Here is a 17,263-nt window from a genome sequence, read left to right on the forward strand (position 1 = left end):
GTCAGGCGGTCAGCAGGCGGTAGAAGTTTCGCAGCATGGCCGCCGTGGCACCCCAGATGAAGTACTCGCCCCGCCCGTCCGGCCGCGGCCAGGGCATGGACAGGAACTCGTGCCGACCGCCGTCCCAGTCGAACACGTGCCGGCGATGGTTGGCCGGCGTCATCAGGAAGGTCAGCGGCACCTCGAAGGCCTCGGCGACCTCGTCGGTGTCGATACGCAGGTCGAACGCGGGCTCCACCAGGGCCACCACCGGCGTGACGTCGTAGTGGGTCACCGTGCGGTAGACGGGCAAGGCGCCGATCACCTCGACATGGCGCCGCGCCAGGCCGACCTCCTCCTCGGCTTCGCGCAGCGCCGTCTCCACGGCGTCGGCGTCGCCCGGTTCGGCCCGACCACCTGGAAAGCTGATCTGCCCGGCGTGATCGCGCAGGTGGGCGGTACGCTGGGTCAGCAGCAGCGTCAGGCCCTCGTCGCGCTGCACCAGCGGCACCAGCACCGACGCATCGCTGCGCTCGTAGCCGGCAAAGCGGCCGCCGTCGCCGCGCGTCTCCGGCTCCCAGGCCGGGGGTGCCGCGAAGCGATCACGCAGCCACGACGGCGCCAGCCGGGAGGGTTCCACCGCCGGCAGGTGCGTGTCGTTGCCGGACACCGGTATGACCCGGGGGTCCTGGATTCGCGGACGTACGAGGGCGACCATCCCTGGAGCTTAAGCCGTGAACGCAAAAGGCCGCCCGGGGGCGGCCTCTGACGGACGGCATCGATGCCGGATCAGGCGAGCTTTTCCTTGATGCGGGCCGACTTGCCCGAACGGTCGCGCAGGAAGTACAGCTTGGCGCGGCGCACGTCGCCGCGGCGCTTGACCTCGATGCCGGCGATCAGCGGGCTGTAGAGCTGGAAGGTCCGCTCGACGCCTTCGCCGCTGGACACCTTGCGCACGATGAACGAGCTGTTCAGGCCGCGGTTGCGCTTGGCGATCACGACGCCTTCGTAGGCCTGCACGCGCTTGCGGGTGCCTTCGACGACGTTGACGTTGACGATGACCGTGTCGCCGGGGGCGAACGCGGGGATCTTCTTGCCCAGGCGGGCGATTTCCTCTTGTTCGAGGGTCTGGATCAGGTCCATGGATGACTCCGAGCGATCGTGCCGGCGGGTTGGAGGAAGTGTGTTGCGCACGCGCAGGGCGTACGGCAGCCGGGCAGAGGATCGAAAGCCCGCGATTATAGGGCCCAAATCTCAGGTCTTCAGGGCCGCCAGGAACGCCTCGTCGGCCGGGCTGAGCCGGCCCGCGGCGCGGGCGGCCGCGATCAGGTCGGGACGCCGGCGGGCGGTCAGCGCCAGCGACTGCTCGCGGCGCCAGCGCCCGATCTGGGCGTGGTGGCCGGACATCAGCACCGGCGGCACCGGTTGCCCGGCGTGCACTTCCGGCCGGCTGTAGTGAGGGCAGTCCAGCAGGCCGTCGCCGTCGCCGAAGCTGTCCTGCAGGTGCGAGCGCTCGTCGCCAAGCACCCCGGGCTGCAGCCGGGCCACGGCGTCGAGCAGCGCCAGGGCCGGCAGTTCGCCGCCGGACAGCACGAAGTCGCCCAGGCTGAGTTCCAGCGTGACGTGCCGGTCCACGAATCGCTGGTCCATGCCCTCGTAGCGGCCGCAGACCAGGACGGCCCCGGGGCCTGCCGCCATCTCGCGCACCAGCGCCTGGTCGATGCGCCGCCCGGTGGGCGTGAAGTGGATCACGGCCGGCGCGGGCACGTCGCGGTCGGCCCGCACGGCCGCCAGCGCCTGCTCCAGCGGTTCGAGCAGCAGCACCATGCCGGGGCCGCCGCCGAACGGCCGATCGTCGACCCGCTTGTAGGTGCCTTCGCCATGGTCCCGCAGCGGCCAGAGGCGAACGTCCACAAGCCGGGACTCGAACGCCCGGCGCGTCACACCTGACGACAGAAACGGGCCGAAGAGCTCCGGAAACAGCGTGATGACGTCGAAACGCATCTCAGTAGTCCAGGCCCCAGTCGACCGTGATGCGCCGCGCGGCGACGTCCACCGTGTCCACGTAGGCCGCCACGAAGGGCACCAGCCGCTCCGGCACGCCGTCGGCCACGATGCGCAGCACACTGTGGGCGCCGGTGTCCAGCAGGTCGGCGACGCGGCCCAGGATCGCGCCGTCGCGGTTGACCACTTCGCAGCCGATCAGGTCGACCCAGTAGTACTCGTCGGCGCCGGCCGTCGGAAAGCTGGCACGGGGCACGAAGATGCGGGCCCCCTTGAGCGCCTCGGCCGCCACGCGATCGGGCACCTCCTGGGCCCCCGCCACCACCATGGCGCCATGCTCGCGGGCCTGGATCACCCGCAGCAGGGGCGGCGGCGCCGGGCGCCCGGGACCGGGGTCGCCCGGACGCAGGTACCAGCGCTTGGACGAGAACAGCGCCTGCGGATCGGACGCGAAGGGCTGGACCTTGATCCATCCCTTGACGCCCCACGCGCCCACGACGCGACCGACCTCGACCGCGTCAGCGGGGAAGTCGGTCTCGGGTTCGGTGGAAGCGGACAGCGGCATGACTGCCGCTCAGGCTCAGGCGGCAGCCTTGCTGGCCTGCTCGACCAGACGCGCCACGGTGGGGGACAGTTGGGCGCCGACGCCCTTCCAGTGGGCGATGCGGTCGGTGGCCACGCGCAGCGGCTGTTCGCCGCCGGCGGCCATCGGGTTGTAGAAGCCCACGCGCTCGATGAAGCGGCCGTCGCGGCGCTCACGGGAGTCGGCCACGACGATGTTGTAGAACGGGCGCTTCTTGGCGCCGCCACGGGCCAGACGGATCACGACCATGTTGAGTGATTCCTCGAATCTCGGTTGTCGCCACCGAACCGCGGGACACACGCAGCCAGGCTGGGCAAGGGGGGCCGGCACCGTAGATACGCCGGTCACCCGACCGGCCAGCACCGAAAGCGCGGGATTATAAACTGCGCCGCAACATGACCCCTTCCCTGCTGATCCGGCCCAGCGAAACGGCCGACCTGGCGGCCATCACCCGCATCTACGCCCACGCCGTGGAGCACGGCACCGGCACCTTCGAGCTCGAAGCGCCCGACACGGCCGCAATGGCCGAGCGCCGCGCGGCGGTGCTGGCCAACGGCCTGCCCTGGCTGGTGGCCGAGCGCGACGGCATCGTGCTCGGCTACGCCTATGCCAACCACTTCCGCCCGCGCCGGGCCTACCGCTTCTGCGTCGAGGACTCGATCTACCTCGACGAGGCGGCCCGCGGCCAGGGCCTGGGCCGCTTGCTGCTGGCCGAGCTGATCGCGCGCTGCCAGGCTCGGGGCGCGCGGCAGATGCTGGCCGTGATCGGCGACTCGGCCAACGCCGGGTCGGTCGGCGTGCACCGCAGCTGCGGTTTCGAGCCGGTGGGCGTGCTCAAGTCGGCCGGCTGGAAATTCGGGCGCTGGCTCGACGTGGTGATGATGCAGCGCAGCCTGGGCGACGGCGACCGCACCGTGCCGGTCGACCCATGAGCGCCGGCTACCGGTCCAAGACGGTGGCCACGTGGCTCGCCCTGCTGGGCGGCAGCTTCGGCGCGCACCGGTTCTACCTGCACGGCTGGCGCGATGCGTGGGCGTGGCTGCACCCCTGGCCCACCCTGTTCGGTCTGGCGGGCATCCAGCGGGTGCGCGCCTTCGGCCAGGACGACCAGGTCTCGTGGGTGCTGCTGCCGATCCTGGGGCTGATGATCGCCCAGGCCTGCCTGTTCGCCATCGTCTACGGACTGACCCCCGACGAGCGCTGGGACGCCGCCCGCAACCCCGGGGCGCCGCCCCGTGCCACGCGCTGGGGCCCGGTGCTGGGCGTGATCGCCGCGCTGATGATCGGCGCGTCGGCGCTGATGGCCACCGTGGCCTTCAGCGGCCAGCGCTACTTCGAGTGGCAGGTCGAACAGGCCCGGCGCATCAGCCGCTGAGGCCCGGGCACGCCCGGGCTCAGAAGATCAGGCGGCCCAGGCCGTAGCCCGCGGCCGCGATCAGCGCGGACGCGGGGATGGTGAAGATCCACGCCCACACGATGCTGCCGGCCACGCCCCAGCGCACCGCCGACGCGCTGCGCGTGGAGCCCACGCCGACGATGGCGCCGGTGATGGTGTGCGTGGTGGACACCGGGATGCCCAGCGAACTGGCGAGGAACAGCGTGATGGCCCCGCCGGTCTCGGCACAGAAGCCCCCGACCGGCTTGAGCTTGGTGATGCGCTGGCCCATCGTCTTGACGATGCGCCAGCCGCCGAACAGGGTGCCCAGCGCGATGGCGATGTAGCAGCTCCAGATCACCCAGCCGGGCGGCATCGCGTCGGTGGCGCTGGCGTAGCCGGTGGCGATCAGCAGCATCCAGATGATGCCGATGGTCTTCTGCGCGTCGTTGCCGCCATGGCCCAGGCTGTACAGGCCGGCCGACACGAGCTGCAGGCGGCGGAACACGCCGTCCACCCGCTGAGGTCGCACGCCGCGACAGACCCAGGCCACGATCACCATCAGCAGCGAGCCGAGCAGGAAGCCGAGCGTGGGCGACACCACGATGAAGGCGACCGTCTTCCAGACGCCCGCGCCCACCAGTCCACCGGCACCCACCTTCGTCATGGTCGCGCCGACGATGCCGCCGATCAGGGCGTGCGACGACGACGACGGGAGCCCGTACCACCAGGTGATCACGTTCCAGGCGATCGCGCCGACCAGGGCGCCGAACACCACGTAGTGGTCGACCACGCCGGGCTCCACGATGCCCTTGCCCACCGTGGCGGCCACCTTGAGCTGGAACACGAAGATGGCGACGAAGTTGAAGAACGCGGCGAACAGCACGGCCTGCTGCGGCCTGAGCACGCCGGTGGAGACGACGGTGGCGATCGAGTTGGCCGCGTCGTGGAAGCCGTTCATGAAGTCGAACGCGATCGCCAGCAGCACCAGCATCACGATCACCCAGAAAGCCACCTCCATCGAAGCCATGGCGACCGCGAAGGCTCAGGAGTTCTCGAGGACCACGCCCTCGATCAGGTTGGCCACGTCCTCGCAGCGGTCTGTGATCAATTCGAGCTGCTCGTAGATTGTCTTCAACTTGATCAGCTCGCGCACGTCGTCCTGCTCGCGGAACAGCCGGCTCATCGCCGACCGCATCTCGCGGTCGGCGTCGGACTCGAGCTGGTCGATTTCCTCGCAGGTCTTGAGCGCCGCCTCGATCACGTCGGCGTTGCCGATGCGCGACAGCAGCGTCACCACGTGGGCGACACGGTCGCAGCACTTGGCGGACAGTTCGGCCAGTCGCAGCACCTCGGGCGTGATCTGCCGCACGTCGTACAGCGACATGGTCTCGGTGGAGTCCTGCAGCAGGTCCAGCACGTCGTCCATGGTGTTGATCAGGCCGTGGATCTGCTCGCGGTCGATCGGCGTGATGAAGGTCTTGTGCAGCAGGCGATTGACCTCGGCGGTGACCTTGTCGGCCTGACGCTCGGCATGGTCCACCGCCTCGGCATGCTTCTGGCGCAGAACCGGGTCCTCGTAGTTCTTGATCATGGCGACGAAGGCCCGCGAGCCCTCGGCAATGTGCATGCCATGCTGATTGAACAGTTCGAAGAAGTTGCCTTCCCGTGGCAGAAGCTTGCCGAACAGCATCGATGTCCCCCAGCGCTGCGTCGCGACAACAATGTCACGACCCTGTCACATCGACAGTGTATAGGCGCTCAACTGCGGAAGATGAAGTACACGGCCCCCACGAGGCACAGCGCCGCCCACAGGTAGTCGAGCTTGAGCGGCTGGTTCATGTAGAGCACGGCGAAGGGCACGAACACGGCGAGCGTGATGACCTCCTGCCCGATTTTGAGCTGGGCCAGCGACAGGCCGCCGGCGTAGCCGATGCGGTTGGCCGGCACCTGCAGCAGGTACTCGAACAGCGCGATGCCCCAGCTGACCAGCGCGGCGATCCACCACGGCCGGTCCGCCAGACCCTTGAGGTGGCCGTACCAGGCGATGGTCATGAAGACGTTGGACAGCACGAGCAGGCCAAAGGTCTGCAGCGACACGGGCAGGTTGACGGTCATGGCTCGATCCTCTCGATGGCCTGGCCCGGCGGCGGCGGCGGGGCGATCCCGGGCGCGATCTCGTTCAACGGCACCAGCACGAAGGCACGCTCATGCAGGCGGGGATGGGGCAGCACCAGGCGCGGGCTGCTCATGCGGCGGTCGCCGTACAGCAGCAGGTCCAGGTCGAGCGTGCGCGGCGCGTGGTGGTACGGGCGCTCGCGGCCGAAGCGCGCCTCGAGCGCGTGCAGCGCGTCCAGCAGCACCTCGGGCTGCATCCGGGTGCGCAGCTCGGCCACGGCGTTGACGTAGTCGGGCCCCGTGGCGTCCACGGGGGCACTGCGATACAGCGAGGACCGGGCCACGCACAGCGTGCCCGGCAGGCGGCCCAGCGCGTCGAACGCGGCGCGCAGCGTGGCCTGCGCGTCGCCGAGGTTGGCCCCCAGGCCGACGAACACGCGCTCGCCGGCCACGGGAGTCACTGCCCGGCCCCGGAGGCCGGCACCTCGCCCCCGCCCGACGCCGGCTTGCGACGGCGCCGGCGGCGCTTGCGGGCCGGAGCGGCCGTCTCCTCGACCGCGCCGGCGGCGGGCTCCTCGGTGCCTGCCTGGGCGGCCACGCTGCCGCGGGGCACGGCGTGGACGCGGCGCGGCGCTCCGCGGCCGGACTCGCGCACCGCCGCAAGCAGGGCCTCGCGCTCCTCGGGCGTGCCGAGCGCGAAGTCCTCCCACCAGTCGGCCAGATCCGCGTCCACCTCGCCACAGTCGGCGCGCAGGCGCAGGAAGTCATAGGCCGCGCGATAACGCGGCTGCTCGACGAACGACGGCGCCGACGCCGCGGTGCGGCGTTCGAAGCGCGGCTGCATCAGCCAGATCTCGCGCATGTCCGCGCCCAGCTTGCCGCGGCCGGAGATGTCGCCGATGCGGGCGTCGAACACCGCGTCGATCGCGCCCTGCAGCGCCGGCACCGTGTGCTCGCCCTGCGCGCGCGCGGCGTCCCAGCGCTCGCGCACCTCGTGCCACATCAGGCAGGCCAGCATGAAGCTCGGTGCGACGCTGCGGCCGTCGGCCACGCGAGCGTCGGTGTCGGCCAGGGCGGCCTCCACGAACTGCACCTGCTGGGTCTTGTGCTTGACGCCGTTGCCCATCAGCGGCGACAGCAGCGGGAACAGCTGGGTCAGGCCCTGCTTGCGCAGCTCGGCCACGCTGTCCAGCGCATGCCCCGTCTGCAGCAGCTTGATCATCTCGTCGAACAGGCGCGACGCGGGCACGTTGGACAGCAGCGCGGCGGCCTCGGGCATCGGGGCGCGGGTGGCCGGGTCGATGTCGAAGCCGAGCTTGGCGGCGAAGCGCACCACGCGGATCAGTCGCACCGGGTCCTCGCGGTAGCGCGTGGCCGGGTCGCCGATCATGCGCAGCGTCTTCTTCTTCAGGTCGCGCATGCCGTGGTGGTAGTCCACCACCACCTGCGTGACCGGGTCGTAGTACATCGCGTTGATGGTGAAGTCGCGCCGCGCGGCGTCCTCGAGCTGCGAGCCCCAGACGTTGTCGCGCAGCACGCGGCCGCTCGCGTCGACGACGTGGCTCTTGCCGGCCAGCTCGGACTTCGAGGTCTTCTCGTTGCCGGCCACCTGGTCGGCCTGCTCGGCGTCCAGGTAGGCGCGGAAGGTGGACACCTCCACCACCTCGTGGTCGCGTCCGCGGCCGTACACCACGTGCACGATGCGGAAGCGCCGGCCGATGATGAAGGCGCGGCGGAACAGCGCCTTGACCTGCTCCGGGGTGGCGTCGGTGGCGACGTCGAAGTCCTTCGGGCGTCGGCCGACCAGCAGGTCGCGCACCGCACCGCCCACGATGTAGGCCTTGTGCCCGGCGTCCTGCAGCGTGCGCACGACGCGCACCGCGCGCTCGTCCACCATCTCGGGGTCGATGCCGTGTTCCGCCACGGGCACTTCCACCCGCTTGCCGCGCGGGATGCCCCCCGCCTTGGCTTCGGGTGCGGTGCTCTTGCCGAGCAGTTTGTCGATGAACTTGCGAATCATGGGGTGGTCTCGAACAGGCGCAGTATCGGCCAGCCGCGCGCTTGCGCCACGGCGAGCAATCCCGCGCCGGGATTGGTGGCCACGGGATGCGTGGCCCATTCCAGCAGCGGCAGGTCGTTGTCGGAATCACTGTAGACCGTGATCCGCTCGAACGACTCGACGCTCGTGCCGGCGCCGGCCAGCCACTGCCGCACGCGGGCGATCTTGCCTTCGCGGAAGGTCGGCGTGCCGCGGATGCGGCCGGTGGCGCGGCCCTGCGGGTCGCGCTCCAGCTCCAGGGCCATCAGTTCCGGCACGCCGAACAGGTCGGCGATGGGGCGGGTGATGAACTCGTTGGTGGCGGTGACGATCGCCACCCGATCGCCGGCGTCCTGGTGGCGCCGCACGAGGGCCCGCGCGCTGTCGTGCACCGCCGGCAGGATGCGCTCGCGGACGAAGTCGGCCCGCAGGGCCTCGGCCTCGGCCAGCGGCCGGTCGCGCCAGGGCGTCGTCGCGAACTCGATGTACGCGGCCTGGTCCAGGCGCCCGGCCAGGTAGTCGGCATAGAACGCGTCGTTGCGGCGCGTGAACTCGTCGCGATCGGCCCAGCCCCGGTCGACGAGGTACTGGCCGAACGCGTGGTCGGAGTCGGTGGCGATCAGGGTGCCGTCCAGGTCGAACAGCGTCAGGTTCATGCGGTGCCTTCGGGGCGCGACGTCACAGGCGCTCACCCTCTTCCTCGAACATGCGCCGCAGCAGCGGCACGGTCACCGGGCGGTGGGCGGACAGAGCGAACTCGTCCAGCCGGTCCAGCAGCGCCATCAGGTGCTTCAGGTCGCGCGAGAACCGGGTCAGCAGGTAGTCCATCACCTCGTCGGACAGCACGATGCCGCGGCGGTCGGCCTCGCGCCGCAGCGCCGCGCGCGCCTCGGCATCGCCCAGCGGCTCGAGCGCGAACACATGCCCCCAGGCCAGGCGCGTGCGCAGGTCGTCGCGCAGGGGCAGGTCCACCGGCGGCAGGCTGCCCGCAGCGGCCACCTGGGTGCCCTGCGCCAGCGCCTCGACCAGCAGGGCGAAGGCGGCCTGCTGGCGCGACGCGTCGAGGGCGCCGCAGTCGTCGATGACCACGAGCGCCCACGTGGCGTCGAACGCCCAGGGCAGCGGCGACGCCGCGTCGAACCACGCCGCGCCGCGGCCGGCCGCCTGCGCGGCCCCGGCCAGCGCACGCAGCAGGTGGGTCTTGCCGCTGCCCGGCGGGCCCCACAGGTAGACCGGCGCGCCCGGCCGTGCCGACAGGCCCTGCAGGTGCGCCACCGCGGCACGGTTGCCGTCGCCGGGGCCCGGCACGAAGGAGTCGAACGTCGCGAGGGGTTCCGGAACGATGTCCAGGGGGATCTGCCGCACGGGACCTGCTCACCCCGTGAAAAGCCGGCTGCCCAGGTAGGCGGACTGCGCGCGGCGCAAGGCCACCAGCAGCACGGCACTGACCGGCAGCGCGATCAGCACGCCGATGAAGCCGAACAGGTGGCCGAAGGCCAGCAGCGCGAAGATCACCGCCAGTGGGTTGAGCCCGATGCGCTCGCCCACGAGGCGCGGCGTCAGCACCAGACTCTCCCCCAGCTGACCCAGGCCGTAGATCACGGCCACCGCGGCCACGCCGTACCAGGACGCGAACTGCAGCACCCCGGACAGCAGGGCCAGCGCCAGCCCGAGGCCGAAGCCAAGGTACGGGATGAAGATGGCCAGGCCGGTGAACACGCCCACCGGCAGCGCGAGGTCGAAGCCCGCCAGCCCCAGGGCCACGCTGTAGTACAGCGCCAGCACGCCCATGACCATCAACTGGCCGCGCAGGTACTGGCCCAGCACGCCGTCGCATTCGTCGAGAAAGCCGAGCACGCGCTCGCGCAGGCGCGGCGGGATCAGGGCCTGCACCTTCGCCACGAGGTCGGGCCAGTCGGCCAGCAGGTAGAACAGCACCACCGGCATCAGCACCGCATTGCCCACCAGCGCCAGCAGCATGCTGCCGCCGATGCGCGCCGAGCTGAGCACGTGGCCGAGCCATTCCTCCAGGTTGGCGTCGAGTGTCTTCAGCACGAAGGCCTTGATGCTGGCGCTGTCCAGGGCGACGTGGATGCCGAACTGCGCCAGCCAGGGGCTGAGCGTGCGATTGACGCGGTCGGCCAGCAGGGGGATCTGTTCGCGCAGCAGCGGCAGCTCCTTGGCGATCACCGGCACCAGCAGCAGCACCAGGGCCAGCAGCGCCACGATCGCCAGCGCCTCCACCAGCACCACCGCGAGCAGGCGCGGCACGCGGCGCGCGGCGAGCGCTTCTACGGCCGGATGCAGCGCGTAGGCCAGCACCGCCGCCACGACGAAGGGCGTGAGCACGGGCCCCAGCACCCACAGCAGGAAGGCCGTGCCCAGGGCCACCCCGCCCCAGAGCAGGCTGCGACGCTGGCTCGGGTTGAGTGCCATCAATGCAGGGACGGCCGGCCCGCGGAGGCCAGCTCGTCGGCACGGTCGCGGATGGCACGGAAGTCGGGTGCGCCCGGGCAGTTCTCGAGATAGGCGCGCAGGTCGTCGAGCGCGCCCCGGGCATCGCCCAGTTCCGCGCGCACGAGCCCGAGGTCGCGCCGCTCCTCCCAGTCGTCCGGCAGCAGCACCACGAGGCGCCGCATCACGAGCAGCAGACGGGCCCAGTCCTCGGCGCTGCGATGGATCTCCTTCAGGTTGCGCAGCAGGCGCGCCACCACCGCCCGCGCCGTGGCCGCCTGCAGGAACAGGCCGAGCGGAAGTTCGGCCTCGTCGAGCAGGCCGTGGCGCCTGCGGTACGGCGCGATGCGCTCGTCGAGGTCTTCGCGCGACAGCGAGCGGCCGTTGAAGGGGTCGATCACCACCTCGCCCTGCGGCATGCGCAGCTTGACGAGGAAGTGCCCGGGGAACGACACGCCCCGCGCGTCGAGCCCGATCTGCGTGGCGATCTCCACGTAGATCAGCGCCAGCGTGATCGGGATGCCGCGCCGCGTGTCGAGCACGCGGTGCAGGTAGCTGTTGTCCGGGTCGTAGTAGTCGTTGACGTTGCCCGCGAAGCCCAGTTCCTGGAAGAAGTAGTGGTTCAGGTAGCGCAGGCGCGCCAGCGGCGCGGTGTCGGCGGCGATGCGGTGCTTCAGGCGCGCCGCCAGCGCGTCGATGCCCGCCAGCACGCCCTGCACGTCCAGCGACGGCAGCGCGTCCTGGCCCACCGCCACCGCGGCTTCGAGCTGGGACAGCTGCTCGTCGTCGGCCACCAGCGACGAGAAGTAATCGAGCGGCGTGGGCTGGTCGAACAGGAGCTGCGGCATGGTCGCGGCCAGTGTAGGTCAGCCCCGGCGCATGAACTGGCGCGGGCGCACGCCGCAGGCGCCGAGCACCGCGAAGTAGACCAGCGCGGCCGCGGCCAGCACCGCGGCGACGAGACCGGCGCGCGCCAGGTTCTGGCCGTCACCCAGGCCGATCCAGTCGATGTGGCGCGCCGCCCAGCCCAGCAGGGCCCCCATCGCCGCGCAGGACAGGACGACGCGCACGAGGAACCCGGCCCATCCGGGCGACGGCCGGTAGAGCCCGCCCTGGCGCAGCCGGATCAGCAGCCACAACGCGTTGACGATCGCGCCGAGGCCGATCGACAGCGCCAGCCCGGCATGGCCCAGCCAGGGCACGAACACGAGGTTCATCGCCTGCGTGGCCACCAGCACCACCACCGCGATGCGCACCGGGGTGCGGATGTCCTGGCGCGCGTAGAAGCCCGGCGCCAGCACCTTGACGGCCACCAGGCCCATCAGCCCCACGCCGTAGCCCATCAGGGCGGTGACCGTCTGCGACACGTCCCGCGCCGAGAACGCGCCATAGTGGTACAGCACCGCCACCAGCGCCTGGGGAAACACGATCAGGGCCACGGCGCAAGGCAGCGCCAGCATCACGACCAGGCGCAGGCCCCAGTCGAGCAGGCCGCTGTAGTCGTTGCCGTCGTCCCGGGCCTGCGCGGCGGACAGTTGCGGCAGCAGCACCACGCCCAGCGCCACGCCCAGCAGCGCCGTGGGGAACTCCATCAGCCGGTCGGCATAGGTGAGCCAGGACACGGCCCCGGCGCCCTGGTGCGAGGCGATCTGCGTGTTGATCAGCAGCGAGATCTGGGCCACCGACACGCCCAGCAGGGCCGGGGCCATCTGGCTGAGCACGCGCCGCACGCCCGGGTGGTGCCACGCACCGCGCACGGTGCCCGGCAGCAGCCCAATGCGCGGCAGCAGGCCCAGACGCGCCAGCGCCGGCACCTGGAGCGCCAGCTGCAGCACGCCGCCCAGCATCACGCCGGCGGCCAGGGCGTAGATCGGCGGCCAGCCCTGGCGCTGGAACCACGGCACGCCCCACCACGCCGCGGCGATCACCGACAGGTTCAGCAGCACCGGCGTGGCCGCCGGCACCGCGAAGCGCTTCCAGGTGTTCAGGATGCCGGCCCCCAGCGCCACCATCGACATGCAGCCGATGTAGGGGAACATGAAGCGCGTCATCGTCACCGCGCTGTCGAACTCGGCCAGCCCGGACGCAATCAGCCACACCAGCACCGGGGCTGCGATGACGCCGATCGTGCAGGTGGCGACGAGGGCCCAGGCCAGCACGGTGGCCACGGCGTCGACGAGGCGGTGCGTCGCTTCGTCGCCGTCGCGCTCGCGGCTCGCGGCCAGGATCGGCACGAAGGCCTGGGAGAAGGCCCCCTCGGCGAACAGCCGGCGCAGCAGGTTCGGGATGCGGAACGCCACGTTGAACGCATCCGTGGCAGCGCTGGCGCCGAAGGTGGCGGCGATGAGCTGTTCACGGATCAGTCCCGTCACCCGGGACGCCAGGGTCAGGAGCGAGACGGTGGAGGCGGCCTTGAGGAGGTTCATGCGGGCGTTGGAGGCGCGGATTATAGAAAGCGCCCACTAACGTCCCCGGACCGGGCTGGCAAGCCGGCCGCAGCCCGTGCTAGAATCGCCGTCTTTCGCAAAGTCCGACCCGATCCCAGCATGGCCACCTCGTCCAAAGCCAAGAAGAAGACCGTCCGCATCGCCTCGGGCCGCAAGCGCGCCCGCCAGGACGTGAAGCTCAACGCCGCCAACACCGCGTTGCGCTCCAAGTTCCGCAGCGCGATCAAGGGCGTGCAGAAGGCCGTGACGGCCGGCGACAAGGGCAAGGCGTCCGAACTTTTCAAGGCCGCCCAGAGCGTGATCGACTCGGTGGCCGACAAGGGCATGTTCCACAAGAACAAGGCCGCCCGCCACAAGAGCCGCCTGGCCGCCAAGGTCAAGGCCCTGGCCGTCGCCGCCTGAGGCCGCGCCCCTTCCCCCCCGACGAAGGCCCTCCCCGGAGGGCCTTTTTCATGGCCGCGTCAGCACCGGGTGCGGCAGCACGCACACCTCGCCGAACTGCAGGTCGTTGTCGCGCGCGAAGTTGATGACGAAGTCCCACGCCATCGGCTCGATGTCGCGCAGCGCCTCGTTCACGATCACGGCCTTGACGGTGCCCACCGTGGTGGGCACGCAGTACGGCGAATAGCCGATGTAGGCGCCGATGCCGGCCTTGCCCGCCGTGCCCGGCCGGAAGCTCGACATCGCGCCCGCCAACCGCTCGGCCCAGTCGCTGGGGCGGAAGGTGCGGCCGTCCTTGGTGACGCCGTGGATGATGAACTCGCGCGCGCCGCGCTCGGGAACAGTCATGGTCGTGTGGGTCGCGGGGCCCGCCGCTGCTTCGCAAGCGGCGTGCCCGAGCATGCCGCGAGCTGCCAGGGCCGCCGTCGCAGCCGCTATTGTGCCTGCCTGTTGTTGCGCCGCAGCATTCATGGGTCGGCCTTCACCGGTTCCAGCACGGTTCTTCGGCGGGGAAAGGCGCAACCGTAGAATGGACTGCCCGCCGGTGCGTGAACTCGTGACGCAGCCGGCGCTTCTCTTTGGCAGGAGCCCCTTCGATGCCCGTGACCGCCGAGCCCCATGTGATGTCCACCTACGGCCGCCTGCCGATCGCGCTGTCGCACGGTCGAGGCTGCCGCGTGTGGGACACCGACGGGCGCGAGTACCTCGACGCGCTGGCCGGCATCGCCGTGAACACCCTCGGGCATGCGCATCCGAAGCTGGTGCCGGCCCTGCAGGACCAGATCGGCAAGCTGATCCACACCAGCAACTACTACCAGGCGCCGCTGCAGGAGCGCCTGGCGGCCAAGCTGGTGGAGCTGTCAGGCCTGACCAACGTGTTCTTCGGCAACTCGGGCCTGGAAGCCAACGAGGGCGCGATCAAGATCGCGCGCAAGTACGGCCACGATCGTGGCATCGAGCGCCCGGAGATCATCGTCTACGAGAAGGCCTTCCACGGCCGCTCGATCGCCACGCTCTCGGCCACCGGCAACACCAAGGTGCAGGCCGGCTTCGGCCCGCTGGTGGAAGGCTTCGTGCGCGTACCGATGAACGACATCGGCGCGATCGAGGAAGCCGCCCGCACGCGTCCCAACGTGGTGGCGGTGTTCCTGGAGGTGATCCAGGGCGAAGGCGGCATCAACCCGTCGCGCGTCGACTACCTTCAGCGTCTGCGCCGCGTCTGCGACGAGCGTCAGTGGCTGCTGATGCTCGACGAGGTGCAGTGCGGCCTCGGGCGCACCGGCAAGTGGTTCGCGCACCAGTGGGCCGGCATCCAGCCCGACGTGATGCCGCTGGCCAAGGGCCTGGGTTCGGGCGTGCCCATCGGCGCGATCGTCTGCGGCCCGCGCGCGGCCCAGGTGCTCGGCCCCGGCAACCACGGCACCACGTTCGGCGGCAACCCGCTGGCCATGCGCGCGGGCATCGAGACCCTGCGCATCATGGAAGAGGACCACCTGCTGGCCAATGCCGCCGAGGTCGGTGCCCGCCTGCGCGCCGGGCTCGAGCGCGAACTGGCCGGCCAGGCCGGGGTGGTGGAGTTCCGCGGCCAGGGCCTGATGATCGGCATCGAACTGGACCGTCCCTGCGGCGACCTGCTGCGCCAGGCCTGCGACGCCGGCCTGCTGATCAGCGTCACCGCCGAGCGCGTGGTGCGCCTGCTGCCGCCGCTGATCCTGTCCGCCGCCGAGGCCGACGAGGTGGTGGCACGGCTGGCCCCGCTGATCCGCAGGTTCCTCGCATCATGACGCCGGGGGCCTCGATGATCCGCCACTACCTGCAGTTCAAGGACCTGCGCGCGGAGGAGTACGCCTACCTGTTCGAGCGCACGCGCGAGATCAAGAAGCGGTTCAAGAACTACGAGAAGTACCAGCCGCTGGTGGACCGCACGCTGGCGATGATCTTCGAGAAGGCCAGCACGCGCACCCGCGTCAGCTTCGAGGCCGGCATGTACCAGATGGGCGGCTCGGTGGTCCACCTGACCACGGGCGACAGCCAGTTCGGCCGCTCCGAGCCGGTGGAGGACAGCGCCCGCGTCATCAGCCGCATGGTCGACCTGGTGATGATCCGCACCTACGAGCAGAAGAAGATCGAGGACTTCGCCGCGCACTCGCGCGTGCCGGTCATCAACGGCCTGACCAACGAGTTCCACCCGTGCCAGATCCTGGCCGACGTGTTCACCTACATCGAGCATCGGGGCTCGATCGCCGGCAAGGTGGTGGCCTGGGTCGGCGACGGCAACAACATGGCCAACACCTGGCTGCAGGCCGCCGAGATCCTCGGCTTCACGGTCCACGTCAGCACGCCCGGCGGCTACGAGATCGACCCCAAGGTGGCCGGCATCTCGCGCAGCGATTGCTACCGCGTGTTCCGCCATCCGCAGGACGCCTGCCGCGGCGCGCATCTCGTGACCACCGACGTGTGGACGAGCATGGGCTACGAGGCCGAGAACGAGACGCGCGCCAAGGCCTTCGCCGACTGGTGCGTCGACGACCGCCTGATGGCCGTGGCGCAGCCCGACGCGCTGTTCATGCACTGCCTGCCCGCCCACCGCGGCGAGGAAGTGGCTGCCAGCGTGATCGACGGCCCGCAGAGCGTGGTGTGGGACGAGGCCGAGAACCGCATGCACGTGCAGAAGGCCCTGATGGAGTACCTGCTCATCGGCCGCATCGGGTGAGCGAGCTCTGCACCGGCTGCGGCGCGTGCTGCGCCGCGTACCGGGTCGACTTCGACCGGCGCGACCTCGACGCCCGCCTCCCCGAGGCGCTCGTGGTCGAGTTGAACGAGCAGCTGCTGCGCCTGCGAGGCACCGACCACCAGCCCCCCCGCTGCGCGGCGCTGTCGGGCCGCATCGGCGAGCGGGTGCGCTGCGCGGTCTACGAGTGGCGCCCCGGCCCCTGCCGCGAACTGGAAGCCGGCAGCGACGCCTGCAACGCCGCGCGCCGCCGGCACGGCCTCAGCCCGGTATGACGGCGGTGACTTCGATCTCGACCTTGGCGCGGTCCTCGATCAGTGCGGCCACCTGCACCGCGCTCATCGCCACGTCGTAGTCGCCGATCAGTTCGCGGTAGGCGCGGCCGATGTCGCGCGCGCGGGCCAGGTAGTCGCGCTTGTCGACCACGTACCAGGTCATGCGCACGATGTGCCGCGGCTGCGCGCCCGCCTCGGCCAGCACGGCCACCACGTTGGCCAGCGCCTGGCGCACCTGGTCGACGAGGTCGTCGCTGTCGAACGCGCACTGCGCGTTCCAGCCGATCTGGCCGGCCACGTACACCTGGGTGCCCGAGGCCGCCACGCCATTGGCGTAGCCGCGCGGCTCGGCCCAGTCGGGCGGCTGAAGGCGCCGCTTGGAGCCCATGCTCATGCGAGCCTCAGGTAGTGCTGCATCGCGTCGCGCAGGTCGTCGGGCAGCGGATACGACTTATGCGTGGCCAGCGACGTGCACACGAGCACCTGGCGGAAGCGCGCCCGCAGTTCGCCGCCGTCGCTGACGAATTCCACGGCCAGCTCGAGCGAGGTGCGGCCGAGCTTGGCGAGTTCCAGGCGCTGCCGCAGGCGGTCGCCATGGCGGCTCACGGCGACGAAGTCGCATTCCAGGCGCACGGTCGGCAGTCCGAGACGGCGCTCGCCGATGTAGTGCTGGTACGGCACGCCGAGCGCCTCGCCGAACCAGCGCTCGTGCAGCGTGTTGAGCATCACCAGGTACTGGGGGAAGAAGACGATGCCCGCAGGATCGCAATGCGCGAAGCGCACCACCTCCTCGATCTCGAACACCTTGCCGGCCATCG

The 17,263-nt window shown here is 70.8% G+C and carries 24 protein-coding genes; 6 read left to right on the forward strand and 18 right to left on the reverse strand.

Annotation, left to right across the window (positions count from 1 at the left end):
• Position 1 precedes the first annotated feature (1 nt).
• From AC2EAQ_RS16960 to rpsP, 5 genes are all read right to left on the reverse strand, one after another.
• Positions 2-697: a CoA pyrophosphatase gene (locus AC2EAQ_RS16960; RefSeq protein WP_484645603.1), complete on the reverse strand. Its 696-nt coding sequence runs from the start codon at positions 695-697 to the stop codon at positions 2-4.
• Between the two features lie 71 nt (positions 698-768).
• On the reverse strand, positions 769-1,122 hold the full coding sequence (rplS, locus tag AC2EAQ_RS16965) for a 50S ribosomal protein L19 (RefSeq protein ID WP_484645604.1): 354 nt from the start codon (positions 1,120-1,122) through the stop codon (positions 769-771).
• Positions 1,123-1,233: 111 nt separating this feature from the next.
• Positions 1,234-1,983, reverse strand: a complete 750-nt coding sequence (gene trmD, locus AC2EAQ_RS16970) for a tRNA (guanosine(37)-N1)-methyltransferase TrmD (protein WP_484645605.1) — start codon at positions 1,981-1,983, stop codon at positions 1,234-1,236.
• 1 nt (position 1,984) lies between these two features.
• Positions 1,985-2,548 (reverse strand): ribosome maturation factor RimM, encoded by a 564-nt coding sequence (gene rimM, locus AC2EAQ_RS16975; RefSeq protein ID WP_484645606.1) that lies wholly within the window; start codon positions 2,546-2,548, stop codon positions 1,985-1,987.
• 15 nt (positions 2,549-2,563) lie between these two features.
• Positions 2,564-2,815: a 30S ribosomal protein S16 gene (gene rpsP, locus AC2EAQ_RS16980; protein ID WP_484645607.1), complete on the reverse strand. Its 252-nt coding sequence runs from the start codon at positions 2,813-2,815 to the stop codon at positions 2,564-2,566.
• Between the two features lie 146 nt (positions 2,816-2,961).
• Between rpsP and AC2EAQ_RS16985 the strand changes: the two genes are divergently transcribed.
• Together AC2EAQ_RS16985 and AC2EAQ_RS16990 are read left to right on the forward strand one after the other, a co-directional pair.
• Positions 2,962-3,498, forward strand: a complete 537-nt coding sequence (locus tag AC2EAQ_RS16985) for a GNAT family N-acetyltransferase (protein WP_484645608.1) — start codon at positions 2,962-2,964, stop codon at positions 3,496-3,498.
• Positions 3,495-3,941, forward strand: a complete 447-nt coding sequence (locus AC2EAQ_RS16990) for a TM2 domain-containing protein (RefSeq protein WP_484645609.1) — start codon at positions 3,495-3,497, stop codon at positions 3,939-3,941. The genes AC2EAQ_RS16985 and AC2EAQ_RS16990 overlap by 4 nt, the downstream gene beginning before the upstream one ends.
• Positions 3,942-3,960: 19 nt before the next feature.
• Here AC2EAQ_RS16990 and AC2EAQ_RS16995 read toward each other — a convergent pair whose 3' ends face one another.
• The 10 genes from AC2EAQ_RS16995 to murJ form a co-directional block, all read right to left on the reverse strand.
• On the reverse strand, positions 3,961-4,971 hold the full coding sequence (locus AC2EAQ_RS16995) for an inorganic phosphate transporter (protein WP_484645610.1): 1,011 nt from the start codon (positions 4,969-4,971) through the stop codon (positions 3,961-3,963).
• A gap of 15 nt (positions 4,972-4,986) precedes the next feature.
• Entirely contained in the window at positions 4,987-5,634 is a 648-nt protein-coding gene (locus AC2EAQ_RS17000; protein ID WP_484645611.1) for a DUF47 domain-containing protein, read from the reverse strand.
• A 68-nt stretch (positions 5,635-5,702) separates the two neighbouring features.
• Positions 5,703-6,059 carry a DMT family protein gene (locus AC2EAQ_RS17005; RefSeq protein WP_484645612.1) on the reverse strand — a complete coding sequence of 119 codons (357 nt, stop codon included), beginning with the start codon at positions 6,057-6,059 and terminating at the stop codon, positions 5,703-5,705.
• On the reverse strand, positions 6,056-6,520 hold the full coding sequence (folK, locus tag AC2EAQ_RS17010; protein WP_484645613.1) for a 2-amino-4-hydroxy-6-hydroxymethyldihydropteridine diphosphokinase: 465 nt from the start codon (positions 6,518-6,520) through the stop codon (positions 6,056-6,058). Before folK ends, AC2EAQ_RS17005 begins: the two co-directional genes overlap by 4 nt.
• The gene (pcnB, locus tag AC2EAQ_RS17015) at positions 6,517-8,079 is read right to left on the reverse strand and encodes a polynucleotide adenylyltransferase PcnB (protein ID WP_484645614.1); all 1,563 of its coding nucleotides are present in this window, start codon (positions 8,077-8,079) and stop codon (positions 6,517-6,519) included. Before pcnB ends, folK begins: the two co-directional genes overlap by 4 nt.
• Complete coding sequence (locus tag AC2EAQ_RS17020) at positions 8,076-8,753, reverse strand: HAD family hydrolase (RefSeq protein WP_484645615.1); 678 nt, start codon at positions 8,751-8,753, stop codon at positions 8,076-8,078. Before AC2EAQ_RS17020 ends, pcnB begins: the two co-directional genes overlap by 4 nt.
• A 22-nt stretch (positions 8,754-8,775) precedes the next feature.
• Positions 8,776-9,462 (reverse strand): DnaA regulatory inactivator Hda, encoded by a 687-nt coding sequence (gene hda, locus AC2EAQ_RS17025; protein WP_484645616.1) that lies wholly within the window; start codon positions 9,460-9,462, stop codon positions 8,776-8,778.
• Positions 9,463-9,471: 9 nt separating this feature from the next.
• On the reverse strand, positions 9,472-10,533 hold the full coding sequence (locus AC2EAQ_RS17030; protein WP_484645617.1) for an AI-2E family transporter: 1,062 nt from the start codon (positions 10,531-10,533) through the stop codon (positions 9,472-9,474).
• Positions 10,533-11,399 carry a SirB1 family protein gene (locus AC2EAQ_RS17035; RefSeq protein WP_484645618.1) on the reverse strand — a complete coding sequence of 289 codons (867 nt, stop codon included), beginning with the start codon at positions 11,397-11,399 and terminating at the stop codon, positions 10,533-10,535. The genes AC2EAQ_RS17030 and AC2EAQ_RS17035 overlap by 1 nt, the downstream gene beginning before the upstream one ends.
• An 18-nt stretch (positions 11,400-11,417) precedes the next feature.
• The gene (gene murJ / locus AC2EAQ_RS17040) at positions 11,418-12,977 is read right to left on the reverse strand and encodes a murein biosynthesis integral membrane protein MurJ (RefSeq protein ID WP_484645619.1); all 1,560 of its coding nucleotides are present in this window, start codon (positions 12,975-12,977) and stop codon (positions 11,418-11,420) included.
• Positions 12,978-13,097: 120 nt separating this feature from the next.
• Between murJ and rpsT the strand changes: the two genes are divergently transcribed.
• Entirely contained in the window at positions 13,098-13,400 is a 303-nt protein-coding gene (gene rpsT, locus AC2EAQ_RS17045) for a 30S ribosomal protein S20 (RefSeq protein WP_484645621.1), read from the forward strand.
• Positions 13,401-13,448: 48 nt separating this feature from the next.
• Here rpsT and AC2EAQ_RS17050 read toward each other — a convergent pair whose 3' ends face one another.
• Positions 13,449-13,787 (reverse strand): DUF3579 domain-containing protein, encoded by a 339-nt coding sequence (locus AC2EAQ_RS17050; protein ID WP_484645622.1) that lies wholly within the window; start codon positions 13,785-13,787, stop codon positions 13,449-13,451.
• 248 nt (positions 13,788-14,035) lie between these two features.
• On the opposite strand from AC2EAQ_RS17050, the gene AC2EAQ_RS17055 reads away from it, so the two are divergent.
• Genes AC2EAQ_RS17055 through AC2EAQ_RS17065 form a run of 3 tightly spaced genes read left to right on the forward strand, consistent with a single transcriptional unit; the run spans position 14,036 to position 16,445 of the window.
• Complete coding sequence (locus tag AC2EAQ_RS17055) at positions 14,036-15,223, forward strand: aspartate aminotransferase family protein (RefSeq protein ID WP_484645623.1); 1,188 nt, start codon at positions 14,036-14,038, stop codon at positions 15,221-15,223.
• The gene (gene argF, locus AC2EAQ_RS17060; RefSeq protein WP_484645625.1) at positions 15,220-16,152 is read left to right on the forward strand and encodes an ornithine carbamoyltransferase; all 933 of its coding nucleotides are present in this window, start codon (positions 15,220-15,222) and stop codon (positions 16,150-16,152) included. The genes AC2EAQ_RS17055 and argF overlap by 4 nt, the downstream gene beginning before the upstream one ends.
• On the forward strand, positions 16,149-16,445 hold the full coding sequence (locus AC2EAQ_RS17065) for a YkgJ family cysteine cluster protein (RefSeq protein WP_484645626.1): 297 nt from the start codon (positions 16,149-16,151) through the stop codon (positions 16,443-16,445). The genes argF and AC2EAQ_RS17065 overlap by 4 nt, the downstream gene beginning before the upstream one ends.
• Here the strand turns inward: AC2EAQ_RS17065 and AC2EAQ_RS17070 are convergent.
• Both AC2EAQ_RS17070 and AC2EAQ_RS17075 read right to left on the reverse strand, forming a co-directional pair.
• Positions 16,432-16,839, reverse strand: coding sequence for a RidA family protein (locus AC2EAQ_RS17070; RefSeq protein ID WP_484645628.1), 408 nt, complete (start codon positions 16,837-16,839; stop codon positions 16,432-16,434). The two genes, AC2EAQ_RS17065 and AC2EAQ_RS17070, sit on opposite strands and share 14 nt — an antisense overlap.
• The gene (locus AC2EAQ_RS17075; protein WP_484645630.1) at positions 16,836-17,261 is read right to left on the reverse strand and encodes an acyl-CoA thioesterase; all 426 of its coding nucleotides are present in this window, start codon (positions 17,259-17,261) and stop codon (positions 16,836-16,838) included. The genes AC2EAQ_RS17070 and AC2EAQ_RS17075 overlap by 4 nt, the downstream gene beginning before the upstream one ends.
• Between the last annotated feature and the right edge of the window lie 2 nt (positions 17,262-17,263).

The organism is Aquabacterium sp. T101 (genome assembly GCF_057219775.1).

Excerpts from the sequence above, each read along its gene's own strand:
- AC2EAQ_RS16960 (WP_484645603.1), bottom strand. The coding sequence starts at position 697 with ATGGTCGCCCTCGTACGTCCGCGAATCCAGGACCCCCGGGTCATACCG.
- rplS (WP_484645604.1), bottom strand. The coding sequence starts at position 1,122 with ATGGACCTGATCCAGACCCTCGAACAAGAGGAAATCGCCCGCCTGGGC.
- trmD (WP_484645605.1), bottom strand. The coding sequence starts at position 1,983 with ATGCGTTTCGACGTCATCACGCTGTTTCCGGAGCTCTTCGGCCCGTTT.
- rimM (WP_484645606.1), bottom strand. The coding sequence starts at position 2,548 with ATGCCGCTGTCCGCTTCCACCGAACCCGAGACCGACTTCCCCGCTGAC.
- rpsP (WP_484645607.1), bottom strand. The coding sequence starts at position 2,815 with ATGGTCGTGATCCGTCTGGCCCGTGGCGGCGCCAAGAAGCGCCCGTTC.
- AC2EAQ_RS16985 (WP_484645608.1), top strand. The coding sequence starts at position 2,962 with ATGACCCCTTCCCTGCTGATCCGGCCCAGCGAAACGGCCGACCTGGCG.
- AC2EAQ_RS16990 (WP_484645609.1), top strand. The coding sequence starts at position 3,495 with ATGAGCGCCGGCTACCGGTCCAAGACGGTGGCCACGTGGCTCGCCCTG.
- AC2EAQ_RS16995 (WP_484645610.1), bottom strand. The coding sequence starts at position 4,971 with ATGGCTTCGATGGAGGTGGCTTTCTGGGTGATCGTGATGCTGGTGCTG.
- AC2EAQ_RS17000 (WP_484645611.1), bottom strand. The coding sequence starts at position 5,634 with ATGCTGTTCGGCAAGCTTCTGCCACGGGAAGGCAACTTCTTCGAACTG.
- AC2EAQ_RS17005 (WP_484645612.1), bottom strand. The coding sequence starts at position 6,059 with ATGACCGTCAACCTGCCCGTGTCGCTGCAGACCTTTGGCCTGCTCGTG.
- pcnB (WP_484645614.1), bottom strand. The coding sequence starts at position 8,079 with ATGATTCGCAAGTTCATCGACAAACTGCTCGGCAAGAGCACCGCACCC.
- AC2EAQ_RS17020 (WP_484645615.1), bottom strand. The coding sequence starts at position 8,753 with ATGAACCTGACGCTGTTCGACCTGGACGGCACCCTGATCGCCACCGAC.
- AC2EAQ_RS17030 (WP_484645617.1), bottom strand. The coding sequence starts at position 10,533 with ATGGCACTCAACCCGAGCCAGCGTCGCAGCCTGCTCTGGGGCGGGGTG.
- AC2EAQ_RS17035 (WP_484645618.1), bottom strand. The coding sequence starts at position 11,399 with ATGCCGCAGCTCCTGTTCGACCAGCCCACGCCGCTCGATTACTTCTCG.
- murJ (WP_484645619.1), bottom strand. The coding sequence starts at position 12,977 with ATGAACCTCCTCAAGGCCGCCTCCACCGTCTCGCTCCTGACCCTGGCG.
- rpsT (WP_484645621.1), top strand. The coding sequence starts at position 13,098 with ATGGCCACCTCGTCCAAAGCCAAGAAGAAGACCGTCCGCATCGCCTCG.
- AC2EAQ_RS17050 (WP_484645622.1), bottom strand. The coding sequence starts at position 13,787 with ATGACTGTTCCCGAGCGCGGCGCGCGCGAGTTCATCATCCACGGCGTC.
- AC2EAQ_RS17055 (WP_484645623.1), top strand. The coding sequence starts at position 14,036 with ATGCCCGTGACCGCCGAGCCCCATGTGATGTCCACCTACGGCCGCCTG.
- argF (WP_484645625.1), top strand. The coding sequence starts at position 15,220 with ATGACGCCGGGGGCCTCGATGATCCGCCACTACCTGCAGTTCAAGGAC.
- AC2EAQ_RS17070 (WP_484645628.1), bottom strand. The coding sequence starts at position 16,839 with ATGAGCATGGGCTCCAAGCGGCGCCTTCAGCCGCCCGACTGGGCCGAG.
- AC2EAQ_RS17075 (WP_484645630.1), bottom strand. The coding sequence starts at position 17,261 with ATGGCCGGCAAGGTGTTCGAGATCGAGGAGGTGGTGCGCTTCGCGCAT.